Below are 18,284 nucleotides of genomic sequence, written 5' to 3'. Positions count from 1 at the left end.
CGCAACCGTTGGAAGAGGTCCTCTCCAAACGGCAAAAACGACCCCATGACGCTTCCCTCCGCGACCTACAGGGTCCAGTTCCGCAACGGCATGACCTTTGATCGCGCCTGCGGGCTTGTCCCCTATCTGAAGTCGCTCGGCATCAGCCATCTCTATGCCTCACCGATCTTCACAGCCACCAGCAGATCGACGCATGGCTACGATGTGACCGACACCAACGAAATCGATCCGGACCTAGGCGGAAGGGCGGGCTTCGATCGCCTGACGGAGACGCTGTCAGAGGCAGGCATGGGTCTGATCCTCGACATCGTGCCGAACCATATGGCCGCCTCCCTTGAGAATGCTTGGTGGCGGAGCGTCCTGGAATTCGGCAACCATAGCCCGTTTGCTGGCTATTTCGACATAGACTGGGGCGAGCGGCTGACCTTGCCCCAACTCGGCAATGGCTTCGATGAGAGCGTCGCTGCGGGCGAACTGGCGATCACCGTCGATGAGACCTATGGCAATCTGGCGATCAGCTATTATGGCACCTGCTTTCCCCTCAGCATGGGAAGTTATCCGCTGCTCGCTGCAGAACTGGATGATCCTGATCTCGCTCGGATGGCGGAACTGACGGTCTCGGTCGATGGCAATGACCTTCATCGCAGCCTGCGCGATACGATCTTCGAAGCCGGCAATCTCACCAACCTGAGCGGAAAGCTCGGAGAGCTTTCTAAAGACCATGCCTTCATGACGCGGCTGCACGGAATACAGCACTGGCGCCTTCAGCCCTGGCAGGAGGCTTCGGAGCATCTGAGTTATCGGCGGTTTTTTGAGGTGACCGGACTGGTCGGCCTGCGGGTGGAGGACATGAATGTCTTCGAAGAGAGCCACCGGCTGGTTCTCGATCTCGTGCGTCAGGGCCAGGTGCAGGGCCTGCGCATCGACCATATCGACGGGCTGGCGGAACCGAGAGCCTATCTCGACCGCCTGCGGGAAGCAGTCGGCGTGGACACCTATATCGTCGTCGAAAAGATCCTGGGCCCAGGTGAGGAATTGCCCGCAGACTGGCCGGTGCGGGGAACGACAGGCTACGAGTTCATTGCCGCCTTGAGCGGGCTTTTCGTCGACGGCAATGGTTTACAGAGGCTGGACGACGCCTATCGCCGCCTGGCGGATGGCCATGGCGATTTTGAGATCGGGCGGCAAACAGCAAAGCGGCTGATGGTCGAGCAGAATTTCGCCGGCGAGACGGCCCGACTTGCGCGCATTGCAGCCGGCCTCTTCCCCGAACTGTCTGGGGATGAATTAACCGGGGCGATCCGCGCGCTTCTGATCGCCTTTTCCGTCTACCGCACCTATGGGGTTAACGGACCACTCGATGCGAGGGATGCGGATCTCCTGAAAAAAGCCGAGATAGCGGCCGCCGGGCATCTGGACTATGCGCAGCCGCTGCAAAGCGTCGCAGCCATCCTTAGAGGCGCCGTCGACAACGAGGCGGCCCGCGAATTCCGCCTCCGGTTCCAGCAGTTCTCCGGCCCCGTCATGGCAAAGGCAATGGAGGATACGCTTTTCTATCGCTACAACCGGCTGCTGGCGGTAAACGAGGTTGGCGGCGAGCCGGATCATATGCCTGGCGGTGTCGAAGCGTTTCACCAACTCATGCACGAGCGCGCTCGCTCCCAGCCCGCAGGGCTTTCGGCGACATCGACGCATGACACAAAGCGCGGCGAGGATGCTCGGGCGCGGCTTTATGCTGTGAGCGAAGGCGCCGGCGTCTTTGCCAACGCTGTCGAACATTGGCGCAGGCTGAACGAAAGCCATCGTATCGCGCTGCCGGATGGCGAAGCGCCCGAACCCAATCTGGAGTGGATGCTCTATCAGGCACTTGCCGGCGCCTGGCCCGAGGATTTCGACCGCCATCATGCCGATGCGCTGCGCGAACGGTTCACCGCCTTTGCGGAAAAGGCCATTCGCGAAGCCAAGCTGCGCACCGACTGGACTGCGCCGAACAAAGAGTATGAGGAGGCGGTCCATACCTATGCAGCCGGGCTCCTCTCACCCGACAACGATGTCTTCACCGAGGATTTCGCTCGCGTTCTGCAACCCTTCATCGAAGCCGGCTATATGAACAGCCTGTCGCAGACGCTGATCAAGCTGACGGCGCCGGGTATCCCGGATATCTATCAGGGGGCGGAAGGCTTCGACTTCAGTTTCGTCGATCCCGATAACAGGCGCCTGCCGGATTTCGAGAGATTGGGCGGCTGGCTTGCCGAGGGTGGTGCGCTCGCGCGGCTGCAGGCCGCGGCATTGAAACAGCGCATCATCCAGATCGGCCTGGGGCTTCGGATGGAACGCGCCCGGCTTTTCACGGAAGGCGATTACCTGCCTCTTACAGTCAACGGTATCAGGAGCGATCATGTCGTCGCCTTTGCCCGCCTACATCACGAGAATTTCGCCATCACTGTCGTCCCGCGGCTGATGTTCGGCTGGCTTGATCCCGGCGTGCTCTTTGCCGGACCCGAATTCTGGGAGGATACGGCCATTCTTGTGCCCTCGCCCCTCCACGGCCTCAAGGCTGATCTCCTGACCGGCAAGATGCTGGAGCCAGGGACGACGATCTCGCTTGCCGCGCTTCTCGGGGACCAGCCGGCAGCATTGATCGTTCCCGCCTGACGGCAATCTTGAAAAATCTGAGCGGGCGAAAAAAAAGATTGACCTTCCAGTTGCTGGAAGGTTCATAAGGCTGTCCGGATGCCACACAGGCACGAAAGGTACAGCTTTATGGACAGCAAGCACGATCATCATCACGACCACGATCATCATGGGCATGGTCACGACCATCACGCCGACGGTGCGCAATGCAGTTGCGGCCACGATGAAAAGGCTGAAGACGTGGTGGTGCGCGATGCCGTCTGCGGCATGACGGTCGATCCGAAAGCCGGGAAACCTTCGCTCGATTACAAAGGTCACACCTATCACTTCTGCAGCGATGGCTGCCGCAAGAAATTCGAGGCGGCACCGCAGGATTATCTGACCGCCAGGGACCCGGTCTGCGGCATGACAGTAGACCGTTCGACCGCGAAACACTTCCTGAAGCATGAGGGCGAGAAGTTCTATTTCTGCTCGGCCGGCTGCAAGGCGAAGTTCGAGGCCGATCCCGAAACCTATCGCCATGGCAAAAAGCCTGCGGCAGCCGCCATGCCGAAGGGTACGCTCTATACCTGCCCGATGCACCCCGAGGTCGTCAGTGACCGTCCCGGCGACTGCCCGAAATGTGGCATGGCGCTGGAGCCGATGGGCATTCCACCTGAAGACGAAGGTCCGAATCCGGAACTCCTGGATTTTATCAGACGTCTATGGGTCAGTGCTGTCCTTTCAGTTCCTCTCCTGGTCCTTGCCATGGGGCCGATGCTTGGCCTCTCGTGGCCGCGTGAAGCGCTTGGCGAGCCGCTGGCGAGCTATATCGAACTGCTGTTGGCAACACCCGTTGTCCTCTGGGCAGCCCTTCCATTCTTCCGCAGGGCATGGGCGTCGATCGTCAACCGCAGCCCCAATATGTGGACGCTGATCGGCCTCGGTGTTGGCACGGCCTACCTCTACAGCGTCGTGGCGACATTGGTGCCGGGGCTCTTCCCGCACAGTTTTAGCGGTCACGGCGGCTCCATCCCGGTTTATTTCGAGGCGGCCGCGGTCATCGTGGCCCTCGTCTTCGTCGGCCAGGTGCTGGAGTTGAAGGCGCGAGAACGCACCGGCTCAGCGATCCGCGCCCTGCTCGATCTTGCGCCGAAAACCGCGCGCCGCATCGATGCCGATGGCAGCGAGAGCGACGTGCCTGTCGATGAAATCAGGACCGGCGACCGGCTGCGCGTACGTCCCGGCGAACGCGTTCCGGTCGATGGCTCCGTCACCGAGGGGCAATCAACCGTCGATGAATCGATGATCACGGGCGAACCGCTACCGGTCGAAAAGACCAAGGGCGACGCACTGACCGGCGGCACGATGAACAAGAACGGCGCATTGATCATGACGGCCGAGAAAGTCGGTGCCGACACGACATTGTCGCGCATCGTCGACATGGTGGCGAAAGCGCAGCGTTCGCGCGCGCCGATCCAGGGCGCCGTTGACCGCGTTTCGGCGATCTTCGTGCCGGCCGTCGTGGCCGCCGCGATCGCAGCCTTCCTCGTCTGGTCCTTTGTCGGGCCGGAGCCGCGGCTGGCCAATGCGCTGCTCGCCGCCGTTGCCGTCCTGATCATCGCCTGCCCCTGCGCACTTGGCCTCGCAACACCGATGTCGATCATGATCGCCACTGGGCGCGGTGCGCAGGAAGGCGTCCTGATCAAGGATGCCGAAGCGCTGGAGAGGTTTTCCAAGGTCGATACGTTGATCGTCGACAAGACGGGCACGTTGACCGAGGGCAAGCCTAGACTGACCGATGTCGTAGTATCCGAAGGTGTCGAGGAAGATCGTCTGTTGGCGCTCGCAGCAAGCCTCGAGCGTGGCTCCGAACATCCGCTCGCCGAGGCAATTGTTTCAGGCGCGGAGGAACGCGGTCTCACTTTCAACGATGTCACAGGCTTCGAGGCGAAGACCGGAAAGGGCGTGCATGGTACGGTGGGTGGCAGGTCAGTCGCACTTGGCAATGCCGCCATGCTCGCTGATCTCGGCATCGATCCGGCAGCGCTTTCGAACCAGACCGAAGCGCTGCGCGGCGAAGGCAAGACTGTCATGTTCGTCACCCTCGACGGTGCTTTGGCCGGCCTCGTCGCAGTCGCCGACCGCATCAAACCGACGACCGCAGCCGCAATCAAGGCGCTGCATGACAGTGGCCTGAAGATCATCATGGCGACCGGCGACAACAGGCGTACTGCCCTTGCAGTGGCGAAAAGCCTTGGGATCGACGAGGTTCGCGCCGACGTTCTGCCCGAGGACAAGAAAGCGCTGGTCGACGAACTGAGAGCAAGGGGCGCCGTCATTGCCATGGCCGGAGACGGGGTCAATGACGCGCCGGCGCTGGCAGCCGCCGATGTCGGGATCGCCATGGGCACCGGTGCCGACGTTGCGATGGAAAGCGCAGGCATTACCTTGGTGAAGGGGGATCTCAACGGGATCGTGCGCGCAAGGCGGCTGGCTGAGGCGACAATGCGCAACATCCGCCAGAACCTCGGCTTTGCCTTCGGCTATAACGCGCTCGGCATTCCTGTGGCGGCTGGCGTTCTCTATCCGATTTTCGGCCTGCTGCTCTCGCCGATGATCGCCGCCGCCGCCATGAGCCTGTCCTCGGTCTCCGTCATCGGCAATGCACTGAGGCTGAGGGTGGAAAAACTGTAAGGAGACAATCGATGAATATTGGCGAAGCCTCGGAACGCTCCGGCCTGCCTTCCAAGACCATCCGCTATTACGAGGATATCGGCCTGATCCGCCCCGACCGGGGCGGAAACGGCTACCGCGACTACGATGTCTCGGATGTACACAAGCTGCGCTTCCTGCAGCGTTCGCGCGGCCTCGGCTTCTCGGTGGAAGAATGCCGCCAGCTCCTGGCGCTCTATGAGGATAAGGGCCGCGCGAGTTCCGACGTCAAGGGTATTGCAGAGGCAAAGCTTTCGGAAATCGACCGGAAGATCCGCGAGCTGACAGAATTGCGACGCACGCTCGAACATCTCGTTCATGCCTGCCACGGCAATGACCGTCCGGACTGTCCGATCCTCGAAGAACTCTCCGATAGCGCCGCCTGACGGCGCGGTGCGCCCTAGGTCCGCTAGGATTTCTCGTCTTCGCCATATCAGGAAAGCGGCGGCTGGTCCTTGCCAGCCGTGGGGCGCCGGTCTTGCTCCTCCGCTTCCTCGTCCTGCTCATCTTCGATGGTGGTGTCGTCCAGCCGGTGCTTGATCGCCAGCGCATAGATGACGTCGAGGATATTGCGATCCTTCAGATGGGGATCGGTCAGCGCCAGCAATGAGGCGCGAACGATCTTCTTGCTGGAGGCCTTCGGGCAGCGCTTGCGGACAAAATCATAAAGCGCATCACCCACTAGGCCTTCCATGGCGCCGTCTACGAGAGCCTCGTAGACCCGCTTCTTCTCTTTCATATTCCATGTCCCGTACAAATCAGCGGGCACATAGTCTGTCATGGAATTGTCATAAACAACCGCCGACATGATGTGTCGACAATTGATCAGCTGTGCAATCGTGGATAAGTGCTATTTTTCGCTTTGTACTTCTTACCCGGGAAAGCTTGGGGGCCGGCTGGGCGGGATTACTCCACCAGGCCGGCCCGGCAGCCTATTCAGCCGCGAGCTGCAGTTTCAGGGCCGTGACGCCGACCGCCAGATTGACCCCGACATCGCCTTGAAGCGAAACGGGCTGCAGCGATACAGCCTTGCTCGTTCCACCGACCAGCACGTTGGCGCCGCCGCCGACACCCACACTGGCATCGGCCGTGACACCGGCATAATTGCCCTGCAGGCCGGCCACGGGTTCGCGCGTCGCATTGAAGACGAGCCAGACCATCCGGCCCTTTTCGACGGTGCCTACATCGAGACCGAAATCGGTGATCGTGCCCACATAATGCTGGTTGGAGTCATCGGAAGCGGTTGGCGTAAAAGTGCAGTCGAGATCCTGCTTGGAGCCGACGATGACACCGATGCCCTTGGAAACGTCGCAATCCAGCTTGCCGACATCGGCCTGGGCGGCGTTTGCAAGGACAGGGGCGGCCAGCATTCCGGCTGCCAGGAGGGAAAGAAGCGTGATTTTCATGATAGGTCCTGTCCGAGGTTTGAGCTTCGTCATCTGCGGCGCAGTTTGAATGGGAGCTGCTACCGCCGATGCCGTCGACGACAGCGCGCCGATCGAGCGCAAAACTAAGTGCGTCGCCGGACCGGGGAAAATTGCCCGCTGGTCTAGGCGGGCCAATACGTAAGTTTAGTTCCGCAGCGTCCGGTATCGGCGTATCTTTCTCTCATCGCCTGAAGCCTCCTCCCCCCACAGGCGATGAAATCTCGGTTACGGCTTCCCGGTGTCCCTCCCCTCCGCCTGAAGCCACGGATTGCCCGAGGATCCGCAAATGGCCGCCTTCCGCAAACCGGAGGCGGCCTCTTTTTTGCATTGCGCGATTGCCATCGCGATTGAAGCAGCATGTAAGAATGAAAATGCAAGTCCGGGCTTGGCCGGAAGCAGCCTAGACGTAGGTATGATTCAGCAACGCCGCATGCGCGACTAACCTTTCGGCCATCCGGGAACGAAGCCGGTTCGATCATCAAGACGCGAGGTGCCGTCATGTATCAGGATTCGATTGATCACTTTGCCCAGTCGGGCGAAGAGAAAGCCGAAGAAGTCCGCAACCACTTTCCTGCCTTTCTGATCGGGGCGGCCATGGCCGGCGCCTATATCGGTTTCGGCGATATCATCATGTTCACCGCCGGCGCGCATGCCGATCCTGCCTGGGCGCATCTCGTGATGGGCATCGTCTTTTCCTCCGCCCTGACTATTGTCGTCTTTGCCGGGAGCGAGCTCTTTACCGGAACGGCCATGTACATGCCGCTCGCGGTGCTGACGCGGCGCAGCCGCATCTCGGATTTGCTGCTGGTTTGGATAGGTGCCTGGATCGGCAACCTGATCGGCGCCGTGGTGCTTGCGGGTCTCTTTCATCTTGCTGGCGGCGGCGTGCTTCTGGGCGACGGGAGCCAGGCGTTCTTTTCGACTGTCTCGGCCAAGATGTCAGCCGGATCGCTAGAGCTTCTCGCACGCGGCATTCTCTGCAACTGGCTTGTTTGCCTTGCCATCTGGATGGCGGGACGTACGGAAAACGCTGCTGCCAAGATCATGCTGATCTTCTGGCCAATCACGATTTTCGTGGCCGCCGGCTACGAACACAGCGTCGCCAATATGTTCACTTTCTCAATGGCGCTCATGGGCGACCATCCCGCAAACATCACGCTTGCTGCCGCCATTCACAATCTCGTCTGGGTCACGCTCGGCAACCTTATCGGCGGCGGCGTTTTCATGGCCCTTGGCTACTGGCTGCAGGTCCATGGCACGGGTCACGTCTCCTTCATCCCGGCCCCGGTTCGCGTTCGGGCAAGGACTTCCACTGACCGTAGCAAAAAGTGAAGGCTGCCATGGCCAAGCAGATCACCATCACCAGTCTTAGTCCGTCCGAGCCCGCCCGCTCGCCTCCGCCACCGGAAGCTCCCGTTCCTCCGGCTGCCTCCTCCCCGGTAGCCGGAGGAACCTTAAGACGGCTTGCCATCCCCCTCCTCGCCATCGCGCTCGTGGGTGGGGGAGTGGCTATCGTGACCATCGACTGGAACCGCTGGGTGGCAGGTGCGTCGCATCAATCGACTGACGATGCCGTGGTCAGCGCCGACGTCTCGACGCTGAGCGCCCAGATCAGCGGCATCGTCCAGAGCACCCCGGTCACTGACTATCAGAAGGTGACGAAGGGCCAGCTGCTCGCCGAAATCGACCCGCGGGAATTTGATGCTGCGGTCGCGGTCTCGAAGGCCAATCTTGCAGCTGCCAATGCATCGCTTGCCAATCTCGCAAACCAGATCGAACTGCAGAAGGCCGTCGTGCAGGTCGCTGAAGCGCAGAACGCATCAGCTCTTGCCCAGCAGACCCAGACAGAACAGGAGTTCCACCGTCAGACCAGCCTCGGCGGCGCGACCTCGCAACAGCTGCTGCAGCAGGCGCAGGCAGCCTATCTGCAGGCCCAGGCTTCGGTCAGATCGACGGCGGCCTCGATCGCGCAGCAAAAGGCACAGTTGAATGTTCTGAACGGGCAATCTCCGCTGCTGCAGGCTCAGGTAGATGCCGCCCAGGCTTCGCTCGACACGGCCCTGATCCACCAGGGCTATGCCCGCATCTACGCGCCGTTCGATGGTGTCATCGGCCGCAAACTCGTCCATGAAGGCGATTTCGTCGCAGCCGGCACCAGCCTCGTGTCTGAAGTTCCGCTTCCAAGCGTCTATATCACCGCAAATTTCAAGGAGACGCAGCTCTCACGGATCACACCGGGCCGATCTGCAGACGTTACCATCGACACGTTCCCGGGTCAGTTGCTGCATGGCAAGGTCATCGGCCTGTCGCCAGCAAGCGGCTCGATCTTTGCACTGCTGCCGCCCGACAATGCGACCGGAAACTACACCAAGGTCGTCCAGCGCGTCCCGGTCAAGATCGTCTTCGATCCCGGCCAGCCGCTGGTTGATAAGCTGAAGCCCGGAATGTCGGCCGTCGTGACCGTCGACACCAAGCCGGACCTGGAACAATGAGTGCGGCTCCGCGCGCCTTTGGTCCACTGACCAGCGGCACGACGACCAGCCATCCGCTTCTAATCGTCACGGCCCTGTTGCTCGCCTCTTTCGTCGTCGGCTTCGACACGCGTGTCTTTGCCGTGGGCCTGCCCGATCTTCGCGGCGCCTACTCGCTTGGCTTCGACGAAGCCTCATGGCTCAGCACCGTCGCCAACGCACCGCAGATCCTCATTTCATCGGCCGTCGCCTGGCTCGTCACCGTATTCGGCGTGCGACGGGTCATGATCCCGACGACCCTGGTCTACGCCTGCATTTCGCTCGTTATTCCCATGGTCCATGACGGCGCGATGCTCTTTGTGCTGCATGCGGCAAGAGCCCTTTTGCTCGGCGTCTTCATCCCGGCCACCATCATGGTGATCTTTCGCAATCTCGACATGAGGTACTGGCTGATCGGCCTTTCGATCTACGCGCTTCGCGTTCCGCTGTCGCAGAATCTCGGCTTCGTGCTCGTCGGCATCTATGACGACTATCTCGGCTGGCAGTGGGCCTATTGGCAGGATGTGATCGTCACACCGATCATCGCCCTTCTCCTCATCATCGGCGCCCCCAGGGAAGAGATCAATTTAAGCCTGCTCAAGGACGCCGACTGGGGCGGCATGATGCTGCTCGGATGCTCGATGACGATGATTTATGTCGGTCTCGATCAGGGTAACCGGCTGGACTGGTTCAATTCCGGCGTTGTCACATCGCTGCTGGCAGGCGGTACCATTCTCTTCATCGGCTTCCTCATCAACGAGAGCGTCGTTGCCAATCCCTGGGCGCATGCGAGCGTGATTCTGTCGCGCAATATCGGTATCGGCTACGCGATCATCATCGCCTTCACCTTTGCCAGTTCCGGCGCTTCGATTGCCATTCCGGGCTTTCTGCAAACGGTCGTCGGATTACGGCCGATCGCCATCTCTGAACTCTACATTTTCGGCGCGGTCATCCCGGTCTTTCTATTCATTGCATTAGCGATCTTCCTGCTGCGCCGGATCGATGCGCGCCTCTGCATCATGATGGGATTGAGCACGATGGCGCTCGGCTCGCTGCTGGGATCAAACCTCTCCACCGCATGGGCGCCCCTTAACTTCCTGCCGGTTGTGCTCCTCCATACGGCGGGGCAATCCTTTGCCTTCTTCGCGACGGTCGTCTACCTGATTGCCAATTCCGACCCGAAACGCTCGACGGCGGTATCCGCTTATATCCAGGTGATCCGGCTCGGTAGTGTCGAGCTGGCGTTAAGTCTTTTGAACACCTGGCTTCGACAGCGCGAGCAGTATCATTCCAACATCCTGACCGGGCCGATCTCGGGATCGTCGATCAATCTTCACGGTGTCCTGGCAAAGCTGGAGACGCTGTTCGGGACGAGCCATCGCGGCAGTCTCCAAGCCCTCTCGGCAGTTGCGGCTGATATCCGTGCGCAGGCAAACGTGCTTGCCTATGCCGATATGTTCGTCCTGTCTTTCTGTTCCGCGCTCGCCGGCCTTGCCCTTGTGGCCTGCATGGGCGCCCTGCCCTTCGGACCGCTGCATCCCGATTTCCGCAAGAACCCGCCGGCGGCCGGCGCGAATCCGGTCACAGCCCGCTGACCGGGTAGCACCCTATCTGGCTTTGAAGAGGTGCAGAGAACCGGTTCGAATGCCTTTTCGCGCCGGTTCTTCCGCGTGCCGCGGCCACGCGGATGCGGGAGCGTATACCTAAGGGGAACGGCAACTAGACCTGCGTATAGATGCGCCAATGCTCGCCCGGACGTAGCCTTCTCGCATTGAATTGATCCGGCAGGACACAGAAGCGCCGGTGGGGTTGCGGATAATCGGCAGCCTGACACCTTGCCTGGGCATCAGCCCTTCAATTCAGGAAACAGATTGAGAGGCCGCCCATGCCGGTGGCCGTTGCAGCGTCGTTCGACCTTTAGCCCATGGAGCCGGCAGTGACATCCATCCGCATCGTGAGTGAACCCCGTCGTCGCCGGAAACCGGCGATCCTCGCTGCCATCGCCGTTCTCGCCGTTGCGGGTGGATCGGCCGCAGCCTTCTGGTTTGCAGGAACGGAGCCGACCATTGCCGCCCCGGAGCCTGGCGCGCCGGCCGTGCCGGTCGAGGTCGCCACACCTACCGTTACCAACGTACCTGTCTATCTTGACGGTCTCGGCACGGTGCAGGCGAACTATACGGTCAACATCACGACGCGTGTCGACGGAGAGCTCCAGAGCGTGATGTTTGTCGAGGGACAGGCCGTCAAGAAGGGCGACGTGCTCGCCATCATCGACCCTCGCCCTTTCCAGGCAGCCGACGATCAGGCTGCCGCAAAGATCAAACAGGACCAGGCCGATCTCGCCAATGCCCAATATCTGCTAATCAAAGACCAGCAACTGTCCCACCCGCAGATCGTTACGCAGGAAACCGTCGAGCAGCAGCAAAGCATGGTCGCAAGTGCGCAGGCACAGCTTGCGCAGGATCAGGCCGCCAAGGAAGCTGCTGACGTGTCGCTCTCTTATACCGAGATCCGATCACCGATCGACGGCCGCACGGGTATACGTCGGGTCGATCCCGGCAACGAAGTCCAGACGACTGATACGACACCGATCGTCACCATCACCCAGACGCAGCCGATCACTGTCATCTCCACACTGCGTGAGGACGATCTCGACGCAGTGCGCAACGCGCTGAAGGCCGGACCGGTCGAGGTGACGGCGATGTCGATGGACCAGTCGCAGCAGCTTGCGTCAGGCACGCTCGCGCTCATCGACAACGAAATCGATCAGACAACCGGTACGATCCGCATCAAATCGATTTTTGAGAACAAGGATGATGCGCTCTGGCCCGGTCAATTCGTGACGCTGAGGGTCAAGCAGCAGACGCTTCAGAAGGCCGTGACCATTCCTTCCGCAGCACTTGAGCGGGGAGAGGACGGCTTCTTCGTCTACGTTATCGATGCTGCCGGCACGGCTGCCGTGCGCAAGGTCACCCCCGGGCCGATCGAGAGCGGCCACGCCGTCATCGAAAAGGGCCTTACCGGCAACGAACAGGTCGTCACGTCGGGCCAGTATCGGCTGGATGTCGGCACTCATGTCAGCATTCAACAGGCGGCCGCCACGCAAGCCGCCAGCAAGGAATAGGTCATGTCGATCTCCTCCTGGTTCATCGAGCGGCCGATCGCCGCCTCGCTAATGATGGCAGGCCTTTTCGGCATCGGTATCGTCGCCTACCCTCTCCTGCCGGTGGCACCCCTGCCGCAAGTCGATTTTCCGACGATCCAGGTCTCGACACAGCTCCCCGGCGCCGATCCGAAGACGATGGCATCGGCGGTAACCCAGCCGCTGGAGCGGCAGTTCGGCCAGATCCCCGGCGTCACCCAGATGACCTCGACGAGCACGCTCGGCTCGAGCGCGATCACTCTGCAATTCGATCTGTCGCGCGACGTCGATAGCGCCGCCCAGGACGTGCAGACCGCAATCAACGCGGCCGGAGGGCAATTGCCGACGGACCTGCCTTCGCCCCCAACCTATCGCAAGGTCAATCCCGCCGATCCGCCGGTCATGGTTCTTGCGCTCACTTCGGATACGCTGCCGCTGACGCAAGTCGACGATTTTGCCGAAAGCGTGCTCGCGCAGCATGTCAGCCAGATCGACGGCGTTTCGCAGGTTCTGGTCTTCGGACAGCAGAAGCCGGCCGTACGGCTGCAGATCGATCCCGGCAAGATCGCCGAGATGGGACTTTCCCTTGAGGATATCCGCAGCGCCGTGATCGGCATCACCAGCAACTCACCGAAAGGCAGTGTGCAGGGTGGAGAACACACTTACACGATCTATGACAATGACCAGCTCCTGAAGGCCGCCCCCTGGAACGATTCGATCGTCGCTTATCGCAACGGCGCTCCGGTCCGCATCAGCGATATCGGCCAGGCGATCGACGGACCGGAGAACGATCAGCTGGCGGCCTGGGCCGATGGCAAGAGGGCGATCCTCCTGCCGATCTTCAAGCTCCCGGGCGCCAATATCATCGATACGGTTGGTGCGATCCGCGCTGCCCTGCCGCAGCTTCAAGCGATCGCACCGGCCGCCCTCCACCTCTCCATCCTCAGCGATCGGACGACTACCATCCGCGCCTCGGTGGCGGATGTCGAAACGACGCTTGTCATTACCATTGCCCTTGTGGTCATGGTGATCTTCATCTTCCTGCGCAATGTCTGGGTGACGGTGATCCCGAGTGTCACCGTGCCGCTGGCGCTCCTGGCCACATTGGCGCTGATGTATGTCGCTGGCTTCAGCCTCGATAATCTCTCGCTGATGGGCCTGAGTATCGCCGTCGGTTTCGTCGTCGACGATGCGATCGTGATGGTCGAGAACATCCATCGCCATATGGAGATGGACAAAACGCCGAAACAGGCGGCAATCGACGGTGCACGCGAAATCGGCTTCACCATCATTTCGATCAGTATCTCGCTCGTCGCCGTTTTCATTCCGCTGCTCCTGATGGGCGGCATTGTCGGCCGGCTATTCCGGGAGTTCGCAATCACCGTGACGATGACGATCGTCGTCTCGGCAATCGTCTCGCTGACCATCACACCGATGATGAGCTCACGCTTCCTGAAGCCGGAAAAAGACGCCAACCATGGTAGGCTCTATGCAATGAGCGAGAAGGCGTTCGACGGGCTTCTTGCCGCCTACCGCTACACGCTCGATATAGCGCTGCGCCATCACCGGCTGACCATGACAGTCTTCATCGCTTCGCTTGCGGCAACCGGCTTCCTGTTCGTCAATATTCCCAAGGGCTTCTTCCCAATCCAGGACACCGGCCTGATCACCGGCACACTCGAAGCCGCACAGGATATTTCCTTCGCTGAAATGTCGCGCCTCCAGATCGAGGCGGGCAATATCGTTTCCAGCGATCCCGGGGTTGCGACCGTCGGCATGGCCGTCGGCAGCGGATCTGGCCAGACCGTCAATAACGGCCGCATGTTCATCACGCTAAAGCCTGAAGACCAGCGCGATGCCTCGGCAAGCGAAATCATCAACCGGCTTCGTCCTAAACTCGCGCAGATGCAGGGTGCAGAACTCTTCCTGCAGCCGGCGCAGGATATCAACGTCGGCGGACGGGCCTCGGCCACGCAGTTCCAGTATACGCTGCAGGACGGTAATGCCGACGAGCTCGACGACTGGGCAGCCAAGCTGCTTGCCACATTCAAGACACTGCCAGAACTGACCGATGTCGCCACCGACCAGCAGAATAGCGGCGCTACCGTCACGCTTACGATCGACCGTGACCAGGCATCGCGCTTCGGCATTGCGCCGCAAATGATCGACGATACGCTTAACGATGCTTTCGGCCAGCGCCAGGTCACCCAGTATTTCACCGATCTGAACAGCTACCATGTGGTTCTCGAGCTTGCGCCGCAGTTCCAGAAGTCGCCGCTGGCGATCAACGGTCTCTATATCAAATCGCCGCTGACCGGCGAGCAGGTTCCCTTGAGCGAGCTCGTCAAGCAGACGACGGAGCCGACAGCCGTGCTTGCCGTCAACCACCAGAGCCAGTTTCCGGCCGTTACACTCTCCTTCAACCTTGCAAAGGGGACCGCACTCAGCCAGGCGGTTGCCGCGATCAACAAGGCTGAGGCCGATCTCGGCAAGCCGGCAACCGTCATCGGCACGTTCCAGGGCAATGCTCAGGCCTATCAGAGCTCGCTCTCAAGCGAACCGCTGCTGGTGCTTGCAGCGATTGCCGTGATCTATCTGATCCTCGGCGTACTCTACGAGAGCTATTTCCACCCGCTGACGATCCTGTCGACGCTTCCCTCCGCAGGCCTCGGTGCTCTCGTCATGCTCTGGGCCTTCGGCTTCGACTTTACCGTGATCGCGCTGATCGGCGTGATCCTGCTGATCGGCATCGTCAAGAAGAACGGCATCATGATCATCGACTTCGCCATCGCCGCCCAGCGCGAGCAGGGACTGTCGCCGGAAGACGCGATCCGTCAGGCCTGTCTCCTGCGCTTCCGCCCGATCATCATGACGACAGCGGCGGCACTTCTTGCCGGCCTGCCGCTGATGCTCGGCCACGGCACTGGTTCGGAACTGCGCCAGCCGCTCGGCTATGCCATGGTCGGCGGCCTGCTCATCAGCCAGGTGATGACGCTCTACACCACCCCGGTCGTCTATCTCTACCTGGAAAAGCTGAGCGAATTCGTCAGCCGCAGACGGCACGCCACAACCGACGCCCCAACCCAAGCCCCGGCGGAATAACCCTCCCAATCGACACGAAAGGAAAAAAACATGGAACCTCTTTCTAGACGCACGGTTCTAGCGCTCGGAGCGATGGGCGGAACTGCACTTGCGGCGGGCGCGGCGCACGCAGCGAGCTTCGGCAATCCCGATCAGCCGGCAGAAGGTGCGATCAACGCCAATCCTGCCGGGCTCTCCGATCCCGGTCCGAAGAACCCCGCCCTTAATGACCAGTTCCCCTCATTCGGCAATCCGCCGGCAACCGATGTCGGCGATATGCAGCTCTTCTGGGGGTCGTTCAACAATGCGCCGAAGCGCATTCAGAACGGCGGCTGGGCACGGCAAGTGACGCAATCCGATTTTGCAATTTCCGAAGCGGTCTCCGGCGTCAACATGCGCCTTGGCCCCGGCGGCATCCGTGAGATGCATTGGCACCGGGCTGCCGAGTGGGCGATCATGACAAACGGCCGCTGCCGGGTGACTGTGCTTGATCCGCAGGGGCGGGCCTATGTGCAGGACGTCGAGGCCGGCGATCTCTGGTATTTTCCGGCAGGTTACCCGCACTCGCTGCAGGGTCTCGGGCCTGAAGGCGCCGAATTCGTCCTCGTCTTCGATGAGGGCGAGCAGTCCGAATATGGCACCCTGCTCCTGACCGACTGGCTGGCGCATACCTCGCCGGAACTGCTCGCCAAGAATTTCGGCGTGCCGCAGGACACGTTCAAGAACATCCCGTTGCAGGATCTCTGGATCTTCCAGGGCAAGGAGCCGGGTCCGCTTTCGGCCGACCAGGAGGCCGTGGCTTCCGGCGGCCTGCCACCCTACCCCTTTACCTATCGGCTGACGGCGTCGGCGCCGCTGAAGCAGAATGTCTCGGGCACGATCCAGCTTGCCGACAGCAACATCTTCAAGGTCTCCAAGACGATTGCCGCTGCGATCGAGACGATCAAGCCGGGCGGCGTACGCGAAATGCACTGGCATCCGAATGCCGATGAATGGCAGTACTGGATGAAGGGCGAAGGCCGCATGACGGTGTTCGATGCCGGCCCGCGCAGCCAGACTGCCGATTTCCGGCCCGGCGATATCGGCTATGTCAAAAGGAGCCAGGGCCATATCATCGAAAATACGGGCAAGACTGACCTTCAGTTCGTCGCCGTGTTCAAGGTGGCTGAATATCAGGAAGTCGGCCTCTCCTCGTGGCTCACCCATACGCCGGCAGCCCTCGTTGCCCAGCACCTCAATATCAGCGTGCAGGATATTGCGAAATTCCCTGCCGACCAGCCGGGCATCATGCCCAAAGGCTGACCCCAGGGGTCATGCCCAAACTAATCCCTCGTATCGAGGCTGCACGAAAACACCACCTCCGCCATGACAAATGGCGGAGGTTTTTGGCGTTTTCCGAATAGCGGCATGCCCTTTCCTGCAGATTCGAAAAAATTCTGCATCGCTGCGGAATAAAATCCGCGATGCTTTCGTATACTCAATCATGGAACGGAAAGATCGCCCCTTCGATGTCATTGGTCAGCTCGCAGCGCTTCGGCGCTACGCACGCTCGCTGGTGCGCAACTCGGACGAGGCGGAGGATCTGGTGCATGATACCCTGGTCCGAGCTTTCGAGAAGCGCAAGAGCTTCCGCAGCGGCGGAAACCTGCGCACCTGGCTGCTTTCCATCCTGCACAATGCGCATATCGACCGCGTGCGGCAGACCCGCTCGCTGACGCGCCGCCATGATGAGGCGGCGGTGGAGGCGGAACAGTCGCTGCCGGCCGCACAGGAACATGCGGTACGCCTGCAGCAGGTGCGCAACGCCTTTTTCGATCTGCCGGAGGAACAGCGCGAAGCGCTGCATCTCGTGGCGATCGAGGACCTGTCCTACCAGGAAGCAGCCAATGCACTCGGCATTCCTGTCGGCACGCTGATGTCGCGCATTTCCCGCGCCCGCGCCCAGTTGCGCGAGTTCGAGGAGAAGACACCGCGCGTTTCGCATCTGAGGTTAATTGGAGGGAACGGCAATGAAAGCGATTGATCCAATCATCGATGCCGATCTCGACGCCTATGTAGACGGCGAGCTCGATGTCTCACGGCGCATTCAGGTGGAATCCTATCTATCCGAGAACCCAGCGATTGCCGCCAAGGTGATGGCCGATCTCAGCATGAAGGGTGAATTGCGTCTTGCGCTGGCAGGCGAAAGCGCTTTCGGACGCGCCGAGACACGCGATGCGGCCCGCAGGCTGGAACGTGGCCTCTCTTATGGCCGTATCCTGCACTCCATGCAGCGCATCGCCGCCGTCGGCGTACTGCTTGCCGCCGGCTGGGTGGCTCATAATTCCTTCGGCGCCTTCACGGCAACGGAAGTCAATGCTTCGGTTCCGGCTCCGGCCTATGTCGAGGATGCGGTGCGCGCCTATCGCACGGCCGCCCTTCGCGAAACCATCCCGTCGCAGAAAGTTCGAGCTTACAGCGCCGAGGATATCCGTGCTGCGACCGCAATCGTCATGCCCGAGCTACCCAAGGACTGGAAGGTTGCCGATGTGCAGGTCTTCCCGTCGGAATTCGGGCCGAGCGTCGAAATGGCAATCGAGGAAGCCGACGGTAAACGCCTGTCGCTCTTCGCCGTCAGACCAGGCGCCTTCGAGGTGAAGCCGGTCAGCCATATCGCGCTTGAAAAAACAGAAGCCGCCTACTGGCAGATCGGCGAGGTCGCTTATGCGCTGATCGCCGACAACAAAGGCACCAATCTCGATCAGGCGGCCGAACGGCTTGCCCGATCGCTCTACTAGTTTAACCGAGGAGATCAGT

Annotated in this window: 13 protein-coding genes and 1 pseudogene; 12 read left to right on the top strand and 2 right to left on the bottom strand. The window is 60.9% G+C overall.

The window, feature by feature from the left end; translation table 11 throughout:
• Positions 1-45: 45 nt before the first annotated feature.
• From treY to cueR, 3 genes are all read left to right on the top strand, one after another.
• Entirely contained in the window at positions 46-2,655 is a 2,610-nt protein-coding gene (gene treY, locus FHT93_RS24235) for a malto-oligosyltrehalose synthase (RefSeq protein WP_183849779.1), read from the top strand.
• 108 nt (positions 2,656-2,763) lie between these two features.
• On the top strand, positions 2,764-5,310 hold the full coding sequence (locus FHT93_RS24230) for a heavy metal translocating P-type ATPase (RefSeq protein WP_183849777.1): 2,547 nt from the start codon (positions 2,764-2,766) through the stop codon (positions 5,308-5,310).
• Positions 5,311-5,321: 11 nt separating this feature from the next.
• The gene (gene cueR, locus FHT93_RS24225) at positions 5,322-5,714 is read left to right on the top strand and encodes a Cu(I)-responsive transcriptional regulator (protein ID WP_112541353.1); all 393 of its coding nucleotides are present in this window, start codon (positions 5,322-5,324) and stop codon (positions 5,712-5,714) included.
• A 47-nt stretch (positions 5,715-5,761) separates the two neighbouring features.
• Here cueR and FHT93_RS24220 read toward each other — a convergent pair whose 3' ends face one another.
• Positions 5,762-6,067 (bottom strand): hypothetical protein, encoded by a 306-nt coding sequence (locus FHT93_RS24220; RefSeq protein ID WP_018114125.1) that lies wholly within the window; start codon positions 6,065-6,067, stop codon positions 5,762-5,764.
• 193 nt (positions 6,068-6,260) lie between these two features.
• Positions 6,261-6,734, bottom strand: coding sequence for a DUF992 domain-containing protein (locus tag FHT93_RS24215; protein ID WP_183849775.1), 474 nt, complete (start codon positions 6,732-6,734; stop codon positions 6,261-6,263).
• Positions 6,735-7,041: 307 nt separating this feature from the next.
• Between FHT93_RS24215 and FHT93_RS24210 the strand changes: the two genes are divergently transcribed.
• From FHT93_RS24210 to FHT93_RS24170, 9 genes and pseudogenes are all read left to right on the top strand, one after another.
• Complete coding sequence (locus tag FHT93_RS24210; RefSeq protein WP_162732812.1) at positions 7,042-7,197, top strand: hypothetical protein; 156 nt, start codon at positions 7,042-7,044, stop codon at positions 7,195-7,197.
• Positions 7,198-7,253: 56 nt separating this feature from the next.
• Positions 7,254-8,087 carry a formate/nitrite transporter family protein gene (locus tag FHT93_RS24205; RefSeq protein ID WP_112971552.1) on the top strand — a complete coding sequence of 278 codons (834 nt, stop codon included), beginning with the start codon at positions 7,254-7,256 and terminating at the stop codon, positions 8,085-8,087.
• 8 nt (positions 8,088-8,095) lie between these two features.
• A pseudogene (locus tag FHT93_RS24200) lies at positions 8,096-9,244 on the top strand (HlyD family secretion protein); the annotation flags it as partial.
• Entirely contained in the window at positions 9,244-10,860 is a 1,617-nt protein-coding gene (locus FHT93_RS24195; RefSeq protein ID WP_183849772.1) for an MFS transporter, read from the top strand. The pseudogene FHT93_RS24200 and the gene FHT93_RS24195, both read left to right, overlap by 1 nt.
• Positions 10,861-11,201: 341 nt before the next feature.
• Entirely contained in the window at positions 11,202-12,389 is a 1,188-nt protein-coding gene (locus tag FHT93_RS24190; RefSeq protein WP_113209541.1) for an efflux RND transporter periplasmic adaptor subunit, read from the top strand.
• Between the two features lie 3 nt (positions 12,390-12,392).
• The gene (locus FHT93_RS24185) at positions 12,393-15,509 is read left to right on the top strand and encodes an efflux RND transporter permease subunit (RefSeq protein ID WP_112541348.1); all 3,117 of its coding nucleotides are present in this window, start codon (positions 12,393-12,395) and stop codon (positions 15,507-15,509) included.
• 30 nt (positions 15,510-15,539) lie between these two features.
• Positions 15,540-16,790 (top strand): cupin domain-containing protein, encoded by a 1,251-nt coding sequence (locus FHT93_RS24180; RefSeq protein ID WP_183849770.1) that lies wholly within the window; start codon positions 15,540-15,542, stop codon positions 16,788-16,790.
• A gap of 181 nt (positions 16,791-16,971) precedes the next feature.
• Positions 16,972-17,511, top strand: a complete 540-nt coding sequence (locus tag FHT93_RS24175) for a sigma-70 family RNA polymerase sigma factor (protein WP_112541371.1) — start codon at positions 16,972-16,974, stop codon at positions 17,509-17,511.
• A complete protein-coding gene (locus tag FHT93_RS24170) occupies positions 17,498-18,265 on the top strand; it encodes an anti-sigma factor (protein WP_113212145.1) in 768 nt (255 codons plus the stop codon). Before FHT93_RS24175 ends, FHT93_RS24170 begins: the two co-directional genes overlap by 14 nt.
• Positions 18,266-18,284 lie beyond the last annotated feature (19 nt).

This window comes from Rhizobium sp. BK379, assembly GCF_014193955.1.
Taxonomy (GTDB): Bacteria; Pseudomonadota; Alphaproteobacteria; order Rhizobiales; family Rhizobiaceae; genus Rhizobium.
Note: the sequence above shows the minus strand (reverse complement) of the source record. Positions and strands in the feature narration are given on the sequence as shown.